Consider the following 15,709-nt stretch of genomic DNA (forward strand, 5'->3'; position numbering starts at 1 on the left):
ACGACCGGAGACATCAGCCCCATGAGCCTGAAACACATGCTTCGCCAGATCGAGCCCGACCGTGATAATCTCCGACATGACCGCTCTCCTGTGTGGATCCTCGCAGACCCACCTTGGCACACCGATGCCGTCGGGGGGCGGTCACATCATCAGAGCCTCTGCGCGGTGCAAGTAAATTCGATTTTTCTCTATCATCAAAGGTCCGCTTCGTCCGTATTACCGACGGGCTTCGTGTCGCTATCTTGCGGCCACCAGCGCCGGGGATTGCGCCTTAACGCATCCAGGGAACTGGTGCGGCAGATCGCGGGTCATTCGGACACGGCGAGATGAGACATGATCAAGGCCAGCACGACGGCGGAAATGATTAAAACTAACATTGCGGAGTTGTTCGACATGACGTGACCTGTGGGTCATTTTGCTTTGACTTGAATCTGATAGATTGAGCGACAGGCGGTCAAGCACTGGACGGATTACGACCTACAGGGGTAACTTCAGGGCCACAGGATTGATCAGGCTCGATACTGAAAGATGCTGTATGCGTCGCCGATCCCAGTGTGTTGGAGCCCATGATCGATGTTGAGAAACTCCCGCTGCAAAACGACGCAATCGCACCGACCGGCTGGGGACTGATCCTTGCCGGGCTTGCCTTGGGGCTTGCATTGTTAATTGGCGGTCCGGTGGTGTTGGGATTTCCCGCCCCCATAACCAGCATCCTTTTTCCTGCCCTGCCCCTCTTCGCGCTGGCCGCTTCTGCAGGCCCAGGCCGAACTGGCTTGTTTTGCCCGCTTCGATTGCGTGACGCGTTCCTGATCCCGGCTTTTGCCGCGCTGGCAATCATGCTCACGCTACTGGCCGCGTTAGCTATCAGCCAACCATGAACGAAAACGAACAAGTTTGAATAGGAGATCAAGATGACGAAACACTTGATGATTGCAGCTCTTCTCGTGCTTGGAGCTGTCACCCCGGCCCTCGCCGACATTCCCTTTTTCAATGCAACTTGTCCGAGCCATATTGAGGTGCATTCCGACGCGGGCGGTCCCGTTTACCTGAACGGCAACGAAGCTAAGCTGCATCGGTTCAACGCGAATTACTACGAGGCTGTCAGGGACCACATCACCGTCTCGATTAGCGTCAATCCCGACAACAGCCTTGCCGTCTCATATACCAAGGGAGGTGCGAACGGCATCTGCCAAGTGAATGCGCATCAGCGGCAGGGCCGCAAGGTGCAGGAGCCGGTCGCACCCAAGCTTGCCATGACCACGTCCGAGATGTCGCGTTTCTGCAGGGGCGAGGCTGCAAGCCATTTCAACGTCCGGCCGGCCGATCTGACCGTGAATTCGGCCTTCAAGGTGGGTAATCGCTACGTTTCACAGGGCTGGTTCGACGGCACGCGCGGCTCGACCTTCTTCAACTGCTTCTTTGACGGCCAAGGCCATTTCCAGAGCTTAAATTGAACCTGGCTAGAAGCCGAGTTGCGCGGACTATCTATCTTCGTTTTGCGGCGCCTGCGCAGCTAACAACCGCAACGTCCGCACATCTAACATACCGCGACCCTACCCGGGCTTAACCTCCCGGACGGTCATAGGATAACCCGCCTGACGGCAGGGCGCAGACAGAGAGTGGTCAACTCGGACTAATTCAGGAAGACTCACGAGAAGAGGGCTTCATGGCCATTCCCTCTTTTCAGAGTCCTTTTTCTCTCTTTCTCGTTTTTCAGTTTCACACTGGCCACTCCACACCCAATTTTTCCCTTTCTTCCCGGAAGCAGTCAGGCATCATCCCCGGCGGAACCCGATCCGGAGCGTCAATTGAGCGTCTATACCCCTTTGCAGGGACGACTTTCCACGTTGAGCGTGCCCAGCGTCAGGATGAAATTCTCGGATATCGAAGAGATCATCGAGCGCGCCCTGCCTCCCAGCGCAAGGCAATATTCGGCCTGGTGGGGCAATAACGATCAAGGCGGGAAGAGACATTCCGCCTCCTGGCTGCAAGCCGGATTTCGGGCTGAGGACCTCTCGCTCGAGATGGAGGAGGTGAGCTTCACGAGGGTGGATCAGCCGGCGGTCCGGGCGGTCTTCCGGACTGGCTTCCACGTTTCGCTCAACGCCTCATGGGTCGCCGCGGGCGAGATCGCGGTTTCCGCTCTAGGCAAGTTGGCTTTCCCACAGGCACCGGTGGCCGCCGGGATTTACCGCTTCAGGTTTTCAGGCGGAACAGGCCACCGATGCTATATCGGGGAGAGCGCCAACCTGCGCAACCGCTTTGGCTTTTACCGCCAGCCTGGTTCGACACAGGCAACCAACCTGCGGCTCAAGGCACTCATGCTCGAGCACATCTCAGGTGGTGGCAGGATCGAGGTCGACATTATCACCGAGATCGGCGGCCTGACCCATGGCCCTAAGCCCACAGAAGCGAACCTCAGCAGCAAGGCGGTGCGTCGGCTCTTCGAGCAGGCGGCGATCGTCGCCGATGACGCGACCGAGATCGAGTCGCTGAACCGCTAGCATGGCGCGGCCTTGGTTCCGAAATTAACCAACCCGTCCATCAGCGCGCTGCAAGTCGATTCAGACTAGCTCGTCACGCATCGGGTCTATTGGCGCCGCGGCCGACGGTGTGGCAACGAGATCCCACTGGTCCCGAGGTGACGGGCGTAGAAAAGGCCGGCAATGAATGCTGTGACCGTCATTCCGAACATTGCGGCTTGATGACCCATGTCTCGCATCCTCCTCAATGTCGCCGAAGTGGTCAAATGACCCCGGATCCGCAGGATAATAGCATCCCGAGCCAGGCATTACCACCGCGAGGGGCAGCCGCTGCTGCGGTGTCCCGAACACATTTCATCCTTCTCATTATCGCCGACCCACATGCAGATGAAAAAAATATTGCTGCGCGCTCATGGAGAAGGTAAACATGATGAAGATATTCACTGATATCTCACGTTGGCTACTGACTCGCCGCTCACTCGAAGCCGCAATGCCTGGGGCAAATCTGCCGCCGGAGGCGCAGAGACGCATCATCTCGCCCATCACTGCGCCGACGTTGCAGCTGTCCTCATCGCCCTGCTTCGCGAGCCACATTGGCGGGCCCGAGCAAACGCAGCCCTCGGGCGGGAACTGACCGATGCCGAGACGGTCTGCCTGGGTGCTCTGGCCTTTCTCCATGACATCGGAAAGCTCGCGCCGGGCTTCCAGGCGAAGGCCTGGCCGGAGGGGCATGGCCTCTTGTTGCGTGGGCATCTTGAATGCGGCTGGCTCTGGACAAATCTTCCGCGACCCGATGCATTGGCAGGTGCTGCGGCGCAGCTTTTCCGCGGGGCGGAAACGCGTCCGGAAGAATGGCTGGCGGCGATCTTCAGCCATCACGGTCAACCCGTGCAGATGCCTGAGAATGGCCTGGCAAGGAAAGCATTCCCCGCTCTCGATGGGTATGACTGGGAGGCCGAAGAGGCCGTTCTGGGACAGGCATTGCTGGCCTGGTTCCCGGAGATCCGGTCCAACAGCCTACCGCCCGCCGAACCTGCATTTCTTCATTTTTTCGCGGGTCTGCTGACATTGGCCGACTGGGTCGGCTCTGATCGGAGTGCCTTCCCTTTCGTGCCCGAGTTCACGCCCGGATACTGGGAGCTCGCGCAAGCGCGGGCCGCCGGGCGCGTCGCCGAGATCGAACTCGGTGCAAGTCCGGCCCTCCGCGGCCCCGCGGGTTGGGGGATGATTTCAGATCATCCGTCACCACGTCCGGCTCAGGAAGCTGTGGGTCGGTTGCCGGTGAGCGAGCGGCTGGTGCTTCTCGAATCCGAGACCGGATCGGGAAAGACCGAGGCCGCACTCTGGCGGCTGTCCGCATTGCTGGAGGCGGGCGAGGTTGATGCGCTTTACTTTGCAGTGCCGACGCGGGCGGCGGCGCGCCAGATCCATGGCCGGATCAACGATGCGTTGAAGCGCATGTTCAAAGAGCCGCCGGAGGCCGTCCTCGCCATTCCCGGCCAGGCCATTGCCGGAGAAGTCCGCGGGCGGAGACTGCCCGACTTCAAATACCTTTGGGATGACGGGCTGAGCAAGCCGGCCCGCTGGGCCGCGGAGCATTCCGCGCGCTATCTGGCGGCACGCGTCGCTGTCGGGACGGTGGACCAGATGGCCCTGGGTGGGCTGCAGGTCAAGTTCGCCCATCTGCGCGGCGCGGCTCTCTCCCGCGCGCTTCTCGTGATCGACGAGGTCCACGCTTCCGACCCCTACATGACCGAGACGCAGCTGGCGATGGTCGAAAGCCACCTGGCGCTTGGCGGTCATGTGCTCCTGATGTCGGCAACACTGGGTGCCGCCGCACGCCGGCGTTGGCGGCGCGAAGCGCCTGCCGATCTCGCGAGTGACAGCAACCTCCCCTACCCGGCCGTCTGGACGTCCTGCGGCCTGCAACCCATCGCCGCCGAGCCGGAATCGGGTAAGTCGGTCTCGGTCCGGTCTCATGACGGCTGGTCGGCCCGTGAAGCGGCCAATCTGGCGCTCGACGCGGCAAGGCGGGGCGCGCGCATTCTGGTGATCCGCAACACCGTCTCCCGAGCCCAGGAGACCTTCAACGCCTGCAGGGCCGTGGCGCCGGAACTCCTCCTCGCCGTCAACGGCATCCCCACCCTTCACCACAGCCGCTTTGCCGCGGAGGACCGCGCGCTTCTCGATCACGCTGTCGAGGCGGCGATCGGCAAGGACAGCCCCTTGGGCGGCCGCGTTGTCATTGGCACGCAGACGCTCGAGCAATCCCTCGATCTCTGCGCCGACATCCTGATCACCGATCTCTGCCCGATGGATGTGCTGCTGCAGCGGATCGGGCGGCTGCATCGTCACAAGCGGCCACGTCCTGAAGGTTTCTCCGAGCCGCAATGCATCGTGCTCTGCCCCGAAGACGGCCTCGATGCCTTGACGCGCAGAGCCGAAAACGGCCTGGGTGCCTATCCCGGCGGCCCGGACCTCTCGGGGATTTATGTCGATGTGCCCGGCCTCCAGGCCACGCTCGATCAGATCCAGACCCATCCGCGATGGGAAATCCCGCGGATGAACCGGCAACTCGTCGAGGCGGCGACCCATCCCGATGCGCTTGACCTGCTGGCCGAGGCCAGGGGGTGGCAGAGCTATCGCCAAAGTGTCATGGGCAAGGCCACGGCCGAGATGCAGACAGCCGGGCTTCGCCTGCTCGATCGCAGCGCTCCCATGGTCTCCCCCGGCGGCCGCGTGAACTGTTTCCCGGCTGATGAAGATATCCGCACCCGGCTCGGCGAACAGGGCGCCATCATCGAATTGCCGAGCGGCACGATCGGCGTCTTCGGCGCACCCATCCGTCGTCTTGCCCTGCCCGCCCTTTGGTCCCGCGGCCTTACAGGGGAAGAGGTGGCTGAGGTATTCCGCACCCCGGAGATGATGATCTCCGTTCTCGACAAGGCATTCACCTACGGTCCGGAAGGGCTCCAACGAAAAGGGTCTGACAATGCTTGATCTGCTGCATGAACCGCTAATCGAGACCAATGCCGGCCGGCAGAGCTTGCCGGGCCTTCTCGCGGCAATGGCGCGAGGCGAGGTGCAGGCTTTCCCTGCCCTCAGGCCCCATCAGCGACCGGCATGGCACATGTTTCTGGTCCAGCTTTCGGTGATGGCGCTGGATACCGCGAAACGGCGGGATCTGCCGCTCGAGGAAGATGGCTGGCGCGCGGCATTGCGGGGCCTGACCCCGGACTTTCCTGATGATGAAGCGTGGCATCTGGTCGCGACCAGCCCTGACCGGCCGGCCTTCCTGCAGCCGGCAGATCCTGGGGGTCTGAAATGGCAGGACGTCGCCACCCCTGACGCGCTGGATATGTTGATCACCTCGCGCAACCACGACATCAAACGCGAGATCGCAAGGAATGCTGAGCCGCAGGACTGGATCTTTGCACTGGTCAGCCTCCAGACGATGGAAGGGTTTGGCGGCGCCGGGAATTACGGTATCGCCAGGATGAATGGCGGCTCTTCCTCCCGGGTTCTCATGGGGCTCGCGCCAGCGCGGAAAGGTGCCTCGGACATCGACCCTTCGGCCTGGTGGGCAAGAGACGTGTCCAGGTTGCTTGAGACCCGCAAAGGGGTCACCGGCAAATGCCTGATCTGGCAGGAGCCGTGGCCTGAAGGCAGCATGCTGGATCTCACTGCGCTGGACCCGCAGTTCATCGAGGTTTGTCGTCGGATCCGTCTTGTCGAAACCGAGGGCAGGCTGACCGCCCAACGCAGCACATCCAAGGCTGCGCGGATTTCCGGGAAAGATGCCAAGGGCAATACCGGGGATCCGTGGGCCCCGCTGAATATTGCCGAGGGTAAGAGCCTTACCCTTGGTGACCAGAACTGGACGCATGAACTGCTGGTGCGACTACTCTTCAGCGACAAGCCGGAATGGGTCGCTCCTCCCCTTGCACAGCATCATGCGGCCGAAGCGAACGAGCCCATGCTGCTCGTGGCCGAAGCTTTTGCGCGCGGCAATTCCAAGACCGACGGGTTCAAGTCCCGCATCGTGCCGGTCCCGATGGCGATGGTCAGGAAAATGTTTGGAGCCCAGCCCAGACCGGTTGCAAGCGGGCTCCTGGCCGATATCGCATCGATCGACCTGGCATTGCGCAATGGTCTGGCCACGGTCGCTGCTCGCGGCAGCTCAGGCAAGCTGGACAAGCAAAATTACCAACGCAGCAGGCCCGCCTGCGAGGCCCTTCGCCGGAAGGCGGATGAGCTGTTCTTCCCCGAACTCTGGAAAAGGATGGAGGTTACCGATGATGACGGCTTTGCCCCTCTCAGACGAGAATTCCTTGAGGAATTGGCGATGATCGCACGCAACGAGTTTCAACGCGCCAGCCCCGGCATTCCCTGCTCCACGCTCATGCGGCCGCGGGCAGAGGCGCGTGGGCGCCAGGCATTGGAGCGTGGGCTCCACGCCGCAATGCGAAAGCTGAATGACCCGGAGGATGCCGATGGCCGACCCTGAAAACAAAACCGCGCGGCGCGCCCTGTCGATTGCCGCGGCCCTGGCCGCGACAACCCCAGGCGAGAAGGCCGAGGCGCGACGCATGGATGCGGCCGGGTCGCCGCTCTTCTGGCGTCAGGCAGCGCGGCTCGAGCTACCACAGTCGCAGGAAGCCATGTGGCTGAGATTCACGCGCATGGTCGCACTGATGACACCGGCCGGTCGGGATATCTCCATCCATGACGACGGCCGCCCCCTTGGCGCCGCTCTTGCCGATGCCAAACTCAGCGAGCAGCGTTTCGCCCGCCTTCTGGCAGCCAGGGGAGCGACACGCGATGACGCGCTGGAACGCGCCATCCGCATGCTGGCACGGACAGGAAAAGGTCTCGATGTCACGGACCTCGCCAATGCGATCCTCTGGCCTGACGAAACCAGCAGGCTTGCCCGAACCTACTACCGTCAATTTGCCAAACAGATGCCCGAGGAGCTTGAAAATGACTGAACCCCGTTTCCTGCAGATCCACTTCCTGGCGCCCTATGCAGCTGCGCTTTTGAACCGCGACGATTCCGGTCTCGCCAAGCGCCTCCCTTATGGCGGCAGCCTGCGCACCCGGATTTCCTCGCAATGCCTGAAGCGTCATTGGCGGCTTGCAGATGACCCCCATTCCCTTCACAGGATTGCCGGATCCGACCTGGCCTACCGGTCGCGCGACACGATCGACCGCAAGGTGTTCGGCGATTGGTCGCAAGCCCATGATGTGGCGGTGCTCAAGCCGATCCGCGAGGCCATGCTGACCGCAATCTATGGGGATAAGGGCGTCGACAAGAAATCGCGCCAGACCCTGCTTCTCGGCGCTGTCGAAGTCGATTACCTCGAGGCGGAAGCCAAGCGTCTGGTCATCGATGCCGCGGGGGATCCCAAAACCTCCGCCGAACTGGCAAAGGTATGGCACAAGGCGCATAAGGCCAATCTGAAAGCCCTCAGCGAGGGTGCCAAACTGCCCGGTGGCCTGACAGGTGCCCTGTTCGGGCGGATGGTCACCTCCGATCCCAAGGCCAATATCGAGGCGCCGGTTCATGTCGCCCATGCCTTCACCGTTCACGCGGAAGAGTCGGAAAGCGACTATTTCATCGCGGCCGACGATCTCGCCCGCGACGAGGATATGGGCGCCGATACGATCCAGGAAACGGAACTGACCTCAGGGCTCTATTACGGCTATGTCGTGGTCGACCTTCGCGGCCTCATCGACAACCTTGGAGGTGACGCGGACCTGGCCGGAGAGGTTCTTCACAACCTCATCTACCTGATCGCCGAGGTCTCCCCCGGTGCGAAGCTGGGCTCGACCGCGCCATATTCGCGTGCCTCGTTCATGTTGGTCGAAGCGGGTGACCGGCAGCCGCGCTCGCTGGCGGAAGCCTTCCGTGAGAAATGCGCTGCCAATACTTCCATGGCCATCGGCAAGCTTGCTGAACATCTCGCGTCGCTCGACGCCGCCTATGCCACGGGTGAGGACCGCCGCGTCATGACTCTGAGCAATGCCGACATCCCTGGAGCGGAACGTGGCAGCCTTGCCGAGCTCGCGAGCTTTGCGCGTGGCCGCGCCGCCAAAGAAGCTGAGCCAGCTGCATGAGCAACCGTTGGCTTCACCTGCGCCTCGCAGCGCCCTTGATGTCCTTTGGTGGCGTGACCATCGACCAGGTCGGCCCGACACGCGATTTTCCGTCAGCCTCTGGGCTGACGGGTCTTTTCGCCAATGCCCTCGGCTGGCGCCGCGAACAGGGTGATCTGCATCAAGGCCTGCAGGACCGGCTCGAATTCGGCGCGCTGATCGCCGTCCAAGGCCGGTTGCTGACCGACAGCCAGAACGCCAAGCTCGAGGCGAACGATCGGGGCTGGACGACCTGGGGTCAGCCGGAAGGACGCGCCGGCGCAACCTATGACAGTCCGCATCGGCGTCGCCGGGACTACCTTGCCGATCACGACTGCCATGTGGTCGTCCGCCTCCTGGCCGGCGACGGCCCTGGGGCGAAAGACATCGCCGATGCCCTGGAGCGCCCGGCCCGCCCGCTCTTTATCGGTCGGAAACCGTGCCTCCCATCCACCCCGATTTTTGCGGGCTGGGTCGAGGGTGAGAACGCGCGCGCGGCCCTGCTGGCCCTTGGTATTCCCGGGCGGGCGCTCTGGCCGATGACGGGCGAGGAGCCCGGTCGCGATATTGCGGATCTGCGCAACTGGGTCAGTGGCCTGCATGCTGGCAGCCGCCGGGTCTGTGAGGGAGTTCTGTCATGAATGTGCATCTGATCGAAATGCCGTTGTCCATCCGGGCGCTGCATCTCTGGGCGGGCGCGCGGAAAATCCCGGCAGACGAAGGGTTGATCCTGCACCATCTCCTGGGGGAAACCTTCGGACCGGCCGTGCTTCAGCCATTCCGGCTCATGGTCGCCCCACGCGCGCAAGACGGCACGCTCTATGCCTATGCCGCGGACGAGGCAGATGGGCTTCGGCTATCGGCCATGGCCACACTTACTCCCGCCAATGCCGAGGTGGTCAGTCTTGACCGGATGCGCAGCCTTCCCCGCGCCGGGGAGAGCTGGTCGGTCGGCCAGCGCCTCGGTTTCGATATCCGGCTCCGGCCGGTGGTCCGGCTCGGCGAGCCTTTGACCGGCCAGGATGAGAGTGGCAAGGAGATCAGCATTTCCAAAGGTGCCGAGATCGATGCCTTTCTCGCATCCAGGCTGCGCGGCACGCAGGTGACCCGCGAGGCGCGCTATATCGAATGGCTATCGGAGCGCCTGGCACCCGCAGCTGAGCTCGACCTCACCGCCACCCGTCTAGCCAGCTTCTCCCGCCTGCAGGTTCGTCGAAACGGGAAGAAACTTGAGGGTCCGGATGCGGTCGTGCACGGGACGCTGACGGTGACCGATCCGCTGGCGTTTTCGGAAATGCTGGCCCGAGGCATCGGCCGCCATCGCACCTATGGCTATGGGATGCTGCTCTTGCGGCCGCCGCAGCGAAGCCGTTGAGGTAGTGGGCGGCGATCGGATTTCGACGATGATGGTGAGTTGACCAAATGAGCTGAGACGGGTCAATCTTCGCGTAATACGGCAAGAGCCGCGATGCGGCTCTCCTCTTGCTTTTTGACATTGTTGGAAAATCAATAAGTTGATTACGAGAGGTTCCTCCGTGTGCGCGGGGATAGGCCCTCGGCGGCATGGCGAACACGCGGGAACAGAGCGGTTCCCCCGTGTGCGCGGGGATAGGCCCCTGACGCGCAGTCCTGCAAGGAAACAGGCGAAGGTTCCCCCGTGTGCGCGGGGATAGGCCCATCAGCGTTGACAGCACCGCGTGAACCGGAACGGTTCCCCCGTGTGCGCGGGGATAGGCCCCTGTGGATTACACTTCTGCCAGCGATACTTTGGGTTCCCCGCTTGTGTGGGGATTGCCCCCTGCGATCAGATGCACAATTCGAGGCAGATACGGATTCCCCGCATGCGCGGGGATAGACCCTTCCTGTCAGGCGAGATCCCCATCAGATCGGAGGTTCCCCCGCATGCGCGGGGATAGACCCTATCCGTGGGCGCAACCGATCCTTACATTGAGGTTTCCCCCCGCATGCGCGGGGATAGGCCTGTGGAGAACCGTTATCATACGATCACGACCACGGCTTCCCCGCTTGAGCGGGGATAGGCCCACCTACATGCCCGGTCACTGGCTCTCTGCCAGCTTTGCCCCGCGGAAGTGGGGATAGGCCACGATCTAGTCGGCGGTCACCAGCCTCTTTGTCGTTCCCCCCGCCTGCACGGGGATAGACCCCGGGAAAGCGACTGGTCCCCAGCCGAGTTAAAACTCCCCCGCCTGCGCGGGGATAGACCAGTGAGTTATCCCTGAATTGCCGGAAATGAAGTATTACCCCGCGGTGGCGGGGATAGGCCCATGCCACTTTTCTTCGTAAATCCTGCCACTCGGGTTTTCCCGTCTGGGCGTGGATAGGCCTGCAGTAAAAGAAGCCCTCATAGCTTTCCGACAGCTCTCCCATGCATATTGAGATGGCCCATCTCCGAGATCTTGCGATAGGCGCGATAGATGTCTTAGCCTCTGCGTGATGGTTCTCGGTGAACCGCTACGAGCAGCCGCGCAGGATGGCCCCCGCACATGTGGGGATAGTCCCCCAACCGCGAGCGTGCTTGCCCCGATGATTGAGCCCCCCGCATGAGCGGGGATAGACCAGTGAGTTATCCCTGAATTGCCGGAAATGAAGTATTACCCCGCGGTGGCGGGGATAGGCCCGCGACGCCCTCAGCATTGACTTGGATAAGCGAGATTCCCCCGCATGCGCGGGGATAGGCCTGCGGCCCTGGTCGCGAAGCTTTTTACCGAGGGGGTTCCCCGCATGTGCGGGGATAGGCCACTGTGGAAAACATTTCTGCCAGCGATACTTTGGGTCCCCCGCACGCGCGGGGATAGGCCCGCTGACTTCCCATCAAGAAAAAGACTTTTCTTGGTTCCCCCGCACCCGCGGGGATAGCCCCTTCTACACATCAGCCGTTACGACCCGCCTCCAGGTGCCCGACGCTTGCAGCGACAGGATCCCGTCCAAGCAACCGCCCTTCAGGGGACATTCCGCTTTCCGGATTTGCGCTCAGCGCCCCCAAACACGCCCTCGCCATTCCGGAAGGCCGGCCAGCTCATCAAATGCGTTATCAGTGGAGATCAGCGGACATGCCATCTCAATCGCCGTCGCTGCGATCATCCGATCGAAAGGGTCGCGGTGCATCCAGTCCATCGACCCGGATCTCATCGCCATCCTTGCGGTGTAAGGGGCAATGTGGAAGCCCTGAGACATGCAAAGCCCATCGAGCCGGTCCGCATAGGGGATCATCGCATCCCATTTTCCACCACGAACCTTGGTTGTGATCTCGTGAAGAGAGCATGGTGGAACATAGACCATTGCGCCGCTCACCAGCAGGCTCCTGACCTCTTGCGGCAAGCGAACCGGCGCGATCAGGGACCACGCCAACACATGCGTATCAATCAGGACGCTCGTCAAGAATCCCACTCCGACAGCTCATCCTCACTCATCGGTTCCATGAAGTCCGGGATCGTATTTGGATCAACGGCCCCTTCCAGCAAGCCCAAACGAACTCCACAGTGCATAACCGGGACAAGGCGCGCCGCAGGAACCCCATCGCGCGCGATCACTACTTCCTCGCCAGCGTCAACCGCTGCCAGCAGCTGAGACAGCTTCGCACGGGCCTCGGCAACATTCATCTGCACCATCGCAGCTCTCCAGATGGGTTTGTAATGATATAGGCTAAAGCCCAGCTTGCATCAAGGTTGCTACAAGCGCATCTATGCGGTGCGAGCGGCGCTGTTCGACGGTAGCCCTCGATGCTGCACCGATTTTTGATTACCCCGCTCAAGCGGGCATAGACCCTGGGCGCGTGAAACCGAAAGGACGGGCGCATAGGTTCCCCCGCACCCGCGGGGATAGACCCACGCGCCATCCCAGTCACTTCTAATTCCAAAAGGCTCCCCCGCACCCGCGGGGATAGGCTCCGAGCGGAAGGCATACTGATAGCGGCCCAGTGCTCGGATGGGGGGGCTGACATCTGCCAGCCGCTTACAGCCGACACCCCGGCTTCCCGGTGATGCACGCGAAACGGGAACAGCTGTAGTGTGGCTCTCCTCTTGCTTTTTGACATTGTAGGATATTCAGTGAGTTAGTTGGGAGAGGTTCCCCCGAATGCGCGGGGATAGACCCGGCCCCAAGCGCGTCATCACCCGGCGCAAATAGGTTCCCCCGCATGCGCGGGGATAGACCCGATCCGCTGGTCGTAAACGCAATCTCGATGTAGGTTCCCCCGCATGCGCGGGGATAGACCCCCGGGCGACACCGGGCAGGCCGAGGATCGCATGGTTCCCCCGCATGCGTGGGGATAGCCCCCCCTGGTATCAATATGGCGCCTGCGCGGCCTATGGTTCCCCCGCATGCGCGGGAATAGGCCCCCCCCAAGAAGCTGATCTCCGTCAGGGTGCTCGGGCTCCCCTGCATGCGCGGGATAGGCCCCTCTCGATGACCGCATCGAGACGGCCCGACTGGGTTCCCCCGCATGCGCGGGGATAGGCCCTGGGCAAGGATACGAAGGGCGAGGTCGCGGATGGCTCCCCACATGCGCGGGGATAGGCCCCAGTCGAAAAACGACCCATCCAGCCACGCTTGGGTTCCCCCGTGTGCACGGGGATAGGCCTGTCGGTCTCGTCGCACGGCACCAGAGCGCCAATATTCCCCCGCATGCGCGGGGACAGACCCATCCGCGCCGCCCTCACCTCGGCCACCTCGGCGCTCCCCGGCCCTTATGGGGAGTGCCAAGGACTGCCGGGATCCCCCCTCCGGCCATCTGGCCATTACCCCACACCTGGCGTAACCTGCTGATGCACTCAGTGCCTGACAGCGCGAGGAAGACCCACTCGTGCAAGACGATTGCCCCGCAGATACGGGGATAGACCACTGAGGTATCCTTGGATTGCGCTGATCGGCAATTTCCCCCGAGGTTGCGGGGATAGACTTGGATCTGCCGCGCTATCGAGGTCTCACCCCGATCCTGGGGATAGGCAATGCGCGGCCATGGCAGCGCGACCGCGATCTGACAGCGCCACCCTCCAAGACCATCACCTATGCCGACTCTCATATCCACCATCCGAGTTCTTCTTCAGGCAGGACCAGGATTGCGCACGCTTATCGGCCGCGTAGAAGTTGTAGCGCGTGATTGCCGCGTCCTGGCAGTCCTCGAGAGTTTCAAAGTCACCCCAAACCTCCCAACGGATATCCTCACCCTCGAAATAGCCAACCTCTGCAGCGTATCGGTCATCGAAAATACAGGCAGAGAGAAGCAGCGGGATGAGCAAGAATAGCTTGTGACGCATATCGGAAATCCAATCCGTGATACCGAATGCCAAGACCCGGTCCTGAAGAGCATCACTCGCTTCGCGAAAGGAATTCCGCCAGTCGCAACGGAACTTTCTTTCCCGAAGACGCCACCCATTCCTTCCAATCCTGCCCGGCATCCATGCGCCCATCGACGTAACCCGGTAGATCTCGATGCGCTGTGACGAGCTGATCACAAAAACGCTTCGCCTCATCGAGGTCCCCCCCGATCAGCTCGGCCGTGACCAGCTTCGTGATATGGGCGCGAGAGCGGTCTTTTTCCTCTGCACCAACCAGCAACCTGTTCGTGCCCTCAAAGCAGAAATAGATGTGGTAGCCTGCGAAATAGGGGCTCGCCAGGAGCTGCGACCTGGCGTCAGAAACACCGCTCAGGATCATCTGGTGACGGATCAGTTCCGCGATGAGTGCCTTGGTGCTTTGGTCCGAGGGTTTAGGTTCAGAACTGGGTTCGATCGACCAGTTCCTCTGCACGATTTCCTGGACGATTGACCCCTGCGCGCTTGCACTCTTCGCAAATCGCTCAAGGTCGATGAGATATTCATGGATTTCGAGCTGCTCGGGAAAACGTTCGAGAATTTTTGCAGCACCCGAGCCGGCACTGCGGACCTGCAGGAAGCCAATTGCGGCGTAGTCCTCTTCCCGCACATTCCCCGCTCTGGCCAGCTCCATATAATAGCGATAATCGACCCCGGCCTCGGTCAGGGCCGCCTTGTGGATGGCAGGATTAACCCCCATCGACCGGGCAACCTTGTCCATGAAGCGAAGGCTCCGCCAAAGACGCCATAGCCTGATAATCATGACCTGCCCTCGAGAATGCCACGCCTGGTGGAATCGTTTTTTTGGATCGCCCCACGCACCATATCATCCAGATAGATCCAAGGGTTGCGACGAAGACAAACCAGAACTGTCTGCTGCCCGATTTCCAGCCCTCTCATCGAAATCTAACCCAAATGGGTCATGCGGTCCGTCTGCAGCCCTGGCAAAATCCCACCATGTCGGTGTTTCTCATGGTGGAGTGTATTAAATGCGGACCCTCATCGGAATATCTGCGGCAGCTGTTCTTCTCGCCGCGAGCGCCATGGCTCAAGGGCAGAATGTCGTCCCCTACCGCAAGACCGTTCAATTGCAGGTCGGTCAGGCGATGGTGGTTCACGGGCTCCGGGGAGATTGCGGCAGTCTGCCCGCGAAATCCAAGATGAAGCCCGTGCAATTCAAGACCGGGCATATCCAATACGGCAAACAGGGCGTGCGCAAGAGCGGTTCCTGCGGCGGCATGACTCCCGTCTATGAGGCCATCTTCGTCGCAGAGCGACCCGGCAAGGAAAAGATCGAACTCTTCGGGGATCCGATTTCCATCACGGTCAAATAGCGGATCCCATGGTGCGCCAGCAGCACCGCAGTCGCAGAGCTGCATCAATCGGGGATTGATCAGTTAGGCGCCGCAGGACTATGCGCTGGCGCACATACATCACCCGTGATACGGGCTACGCTACAACTATTCCGAGTAGCGTGTTTACGATTTCTTTTCCGATCTGGTCGACCCTTCAAGCTGGGCGGGCGCCGAATTTTTCGACGCTCGCCTGGTCGGCATTTGAAAAACAAAGGCGGAGGTTCCGATCCTCCCGAATGGCGCCCAAGGATATTCCCTCATGCTCACCGCTATCTTCTGTCCGTCGTCGAATGATTTGGAACAGGCGGCCTGATTTTGGACGAGAGGGTCCTGGCGCACCGGTTTGAGATTATGCCGCCTGACGCTGATGGTTCAAGCGGCGGTTCTGGATGGTCTCTTTTCT

14 protein-coding genes are annotated in these 15,709 nt (G+C 61.5%); 10 read left to right on the forward strand and 4 right to left on the reverse strand.

Translation table 11 applies throughout. From position 1 onward, the window contains the following. Nucleotides 1-566: 566 nt before the first annotated feature. The 9 genes from GL300_RS25495 to GL300_RS25535 all read left to right on the forward strand — a co-directional run bounded on the left by GL300_RS25495 (nucleotide 567) and on the right by GL300_RS25535 (nucleotide 9,993). Nucleotides 567-878, forward strand: a complete 312-nt coding sequence (locus tag GL300_RS25495; RefSeq protein WP_155042485.1) for a hypothetical protein — start codon at nucleotides 567-569, stop codon at nucleotides 876-878. A 33-nt stretch (nucleotides 879-911) separates the two neighbouring features. Further along, a complete protein-coding gene (locus GL300_RS26530) occupies nucleotides 912-1,454 on the forward strand; it encodes a hypothetical protein (protein WP_211595404.1) in 543 nt (180 codons plus the stop codon). 354 nt (nucleotides 1,455-1,808) lie between these two features. Continuing rightward, nucleotides 1,809-2,504: a DUF7662 domain-containing protein gene (locus tag GL300_RS25505; RefSeq protein WP_155042486.1), complete on the forward strand. Its 696-nt coding sequence runs from the start codon at nucleotides 1,809-1,811 to the stop codon at nucleotides 2,502-2,504. Between the two features lie 435 nt (nucleotides 2,505-2,939). Continuing rightward, complete coding sequence (cas3, locus tag GL300_RS25510) at nucleotides 2,940-5,483, forward strand: CRISPR-associated helicase Cas3' (protein ID WP_155042487.1); 2,544 nt, start codon at nucleotides 2,940-2,942, stop codon at nucleotides 5,481-5,483. Next, nucleotides 5,476-6,990: a CRISPR-associated protein Cse1 gene (locus GL300_RS25515; protein ID WP_155042488.1), complete on the forward strand. Its 1,515-nt coding sequence runs from the start codon at nucleotides 5,476-5,478 to the stop codon at nucleotides 6,988-6,990. Before cas3 ends, GL300_RS25515 begins: the two co-directional genes overlap by 8 nt. Then, on the forward strand, nucleotides 6,977-7,471 hold the full coding sequence (casB, locus tag GL300_RS25520) for a type I-E CRISPR-associated protein Cse2/CasB (RefSeq protein ID WP_170297815.1): 495 nt from the start codon (nucleotides 6,977-6,979) through the stop codon (nucleotides 7,469-7,471). Before GL300_RS25515 ends, casB begins: the two co-directional genes overlap by 14 nt. Next, a complete protein-coding gene (gene cas7e / locus GL300_RS25525) occupies nucleotides 7,464-8,600 on the forward strand; it encodes a type I-E CRISPR-associated protein Cas7/Cse4/CasC (RefSeq protein WP_155042490.1) in 1,137 nt (378 codons plus the stop codon). The genes casB and cas7e overlap by 8 nt, the downstream gene beginning before the upstream one ends. Then, a complete protein-coding gene (gene cas5e, locus GL300_RS25530) occupies nucleotides 8,597-9,259 on the forward strand; it encodes a type I-E CRISPR-associated protein Cas5/CasD (protein ID WP_155042491.1) in 663 nt (220 codons plus the stop codon). The genes cas7e and cas5e overlap by 4 nt, the downstream gene beginning before the upstream one ends. Next, nucleotides 9,256-9,993 (forward strand): type I-E CRISPR-associated protein Cas6/Cse3/CasE, encoded by a 738-nt coding sequence (locus GL300_RS25535; RefSeq protein WP_155042492.1) that lies wholly within the window; start codon nucleotides 9,256-9,258, stop codon nucleotides 9,991-9,993. The genes cas5e and GL300_RS25535 overlap by 4 nt, the downstream gene beginning before the upstream one ends. Before the next feature lie 1,616 nt (nucleotides 9,994-11,609). Here GL300_RS25535 and GL300_RS25540 read toward each other — a convergent pair. From GL300_RS25540 to GL300_RS25555, 4 genes are all read right to left on the reverse strand, one after another. After that, nucleotides 11,610-12,017 carry a type II toxin-antitoxin system VapC family toxin gene (locus GL300_RS25540; RefSeq protein ID WP_155042493.1) on the reverse strand — a complete coding sequence of 136 codons (408 nt, stop codon included), beginning with the start codon at nucleotides 12,015-12,017 and terminating at the stop codon, nucleotides 11,610-11,612. Further along, complete coding sequence (locus GL300_RS25545) at nucleotides 12,014-12,247, reverse strand: type II toxin-antitoxin system Phd/YefM family antitoxin (RefSeq protein WP_155042494.1); 234 nt, start codon at nucleotides 12,245-12,247, stop codon at nucleotides 12,014-12,016. The genes GL300_RS25540 and GL300_RS25545 overlap by 4 nt, the downstream gene beginning before the upstream one ends. A 1,392-nt stretch (nucleotides 12,248-13,639) precedes the next feature. Further along, nucleotides 13,640-13,927, reverse strand: a complete 288-nt coding sequence (locus tag GL300_RS25550) for a hypothetical protein (protein ID WP_155042495.1) — start codon at nucleotides 13,925-13,927, stop codon at nucleotides 13,640-13,642. Nucleotides 13,928-13,946: 19 nt separating this feature from the next. Next, entirely contained in the window at nucleotides 13,947-14,672 is a 726-nt protein-coding gene (locus GL300_RS25555) for a hypothetical protein (RefSeq protein ID WP_155042496.1), read from the reverse strand. A 268-nt stretch (nucleotides 14,673-14,940) separates the two neighbouring features. Between GL300_RS25555 and GL300_RS25560 the strand changes: the two genes are divergently transcribed. After that, nucleotides 14,941-15,285 (forward strand): hypothetical protein, encoded by a 345-nt coding sequence (locus GL300_RS25560; protein WP_155042497.1) that lies wholly within the window; start codon nucleotides 14,941-14,943, stop codon nucleotides 15,283-15,285. The last annotated feature ends 424 nt before the right edge of the window (nucleotides 15,286-15,709 follow it).

Origin of the sequence: Paracoccus litorisediminis, from assembly GCF_009711205.1 — a bacterium.
Taxonomy (GTDB): Bacteria; Pseudomonadota; Alphaproteobacteria; order Rhodobacterales; family Rhodobacteraceae; genus Paracoccus; species Paracoccus litorisediminis.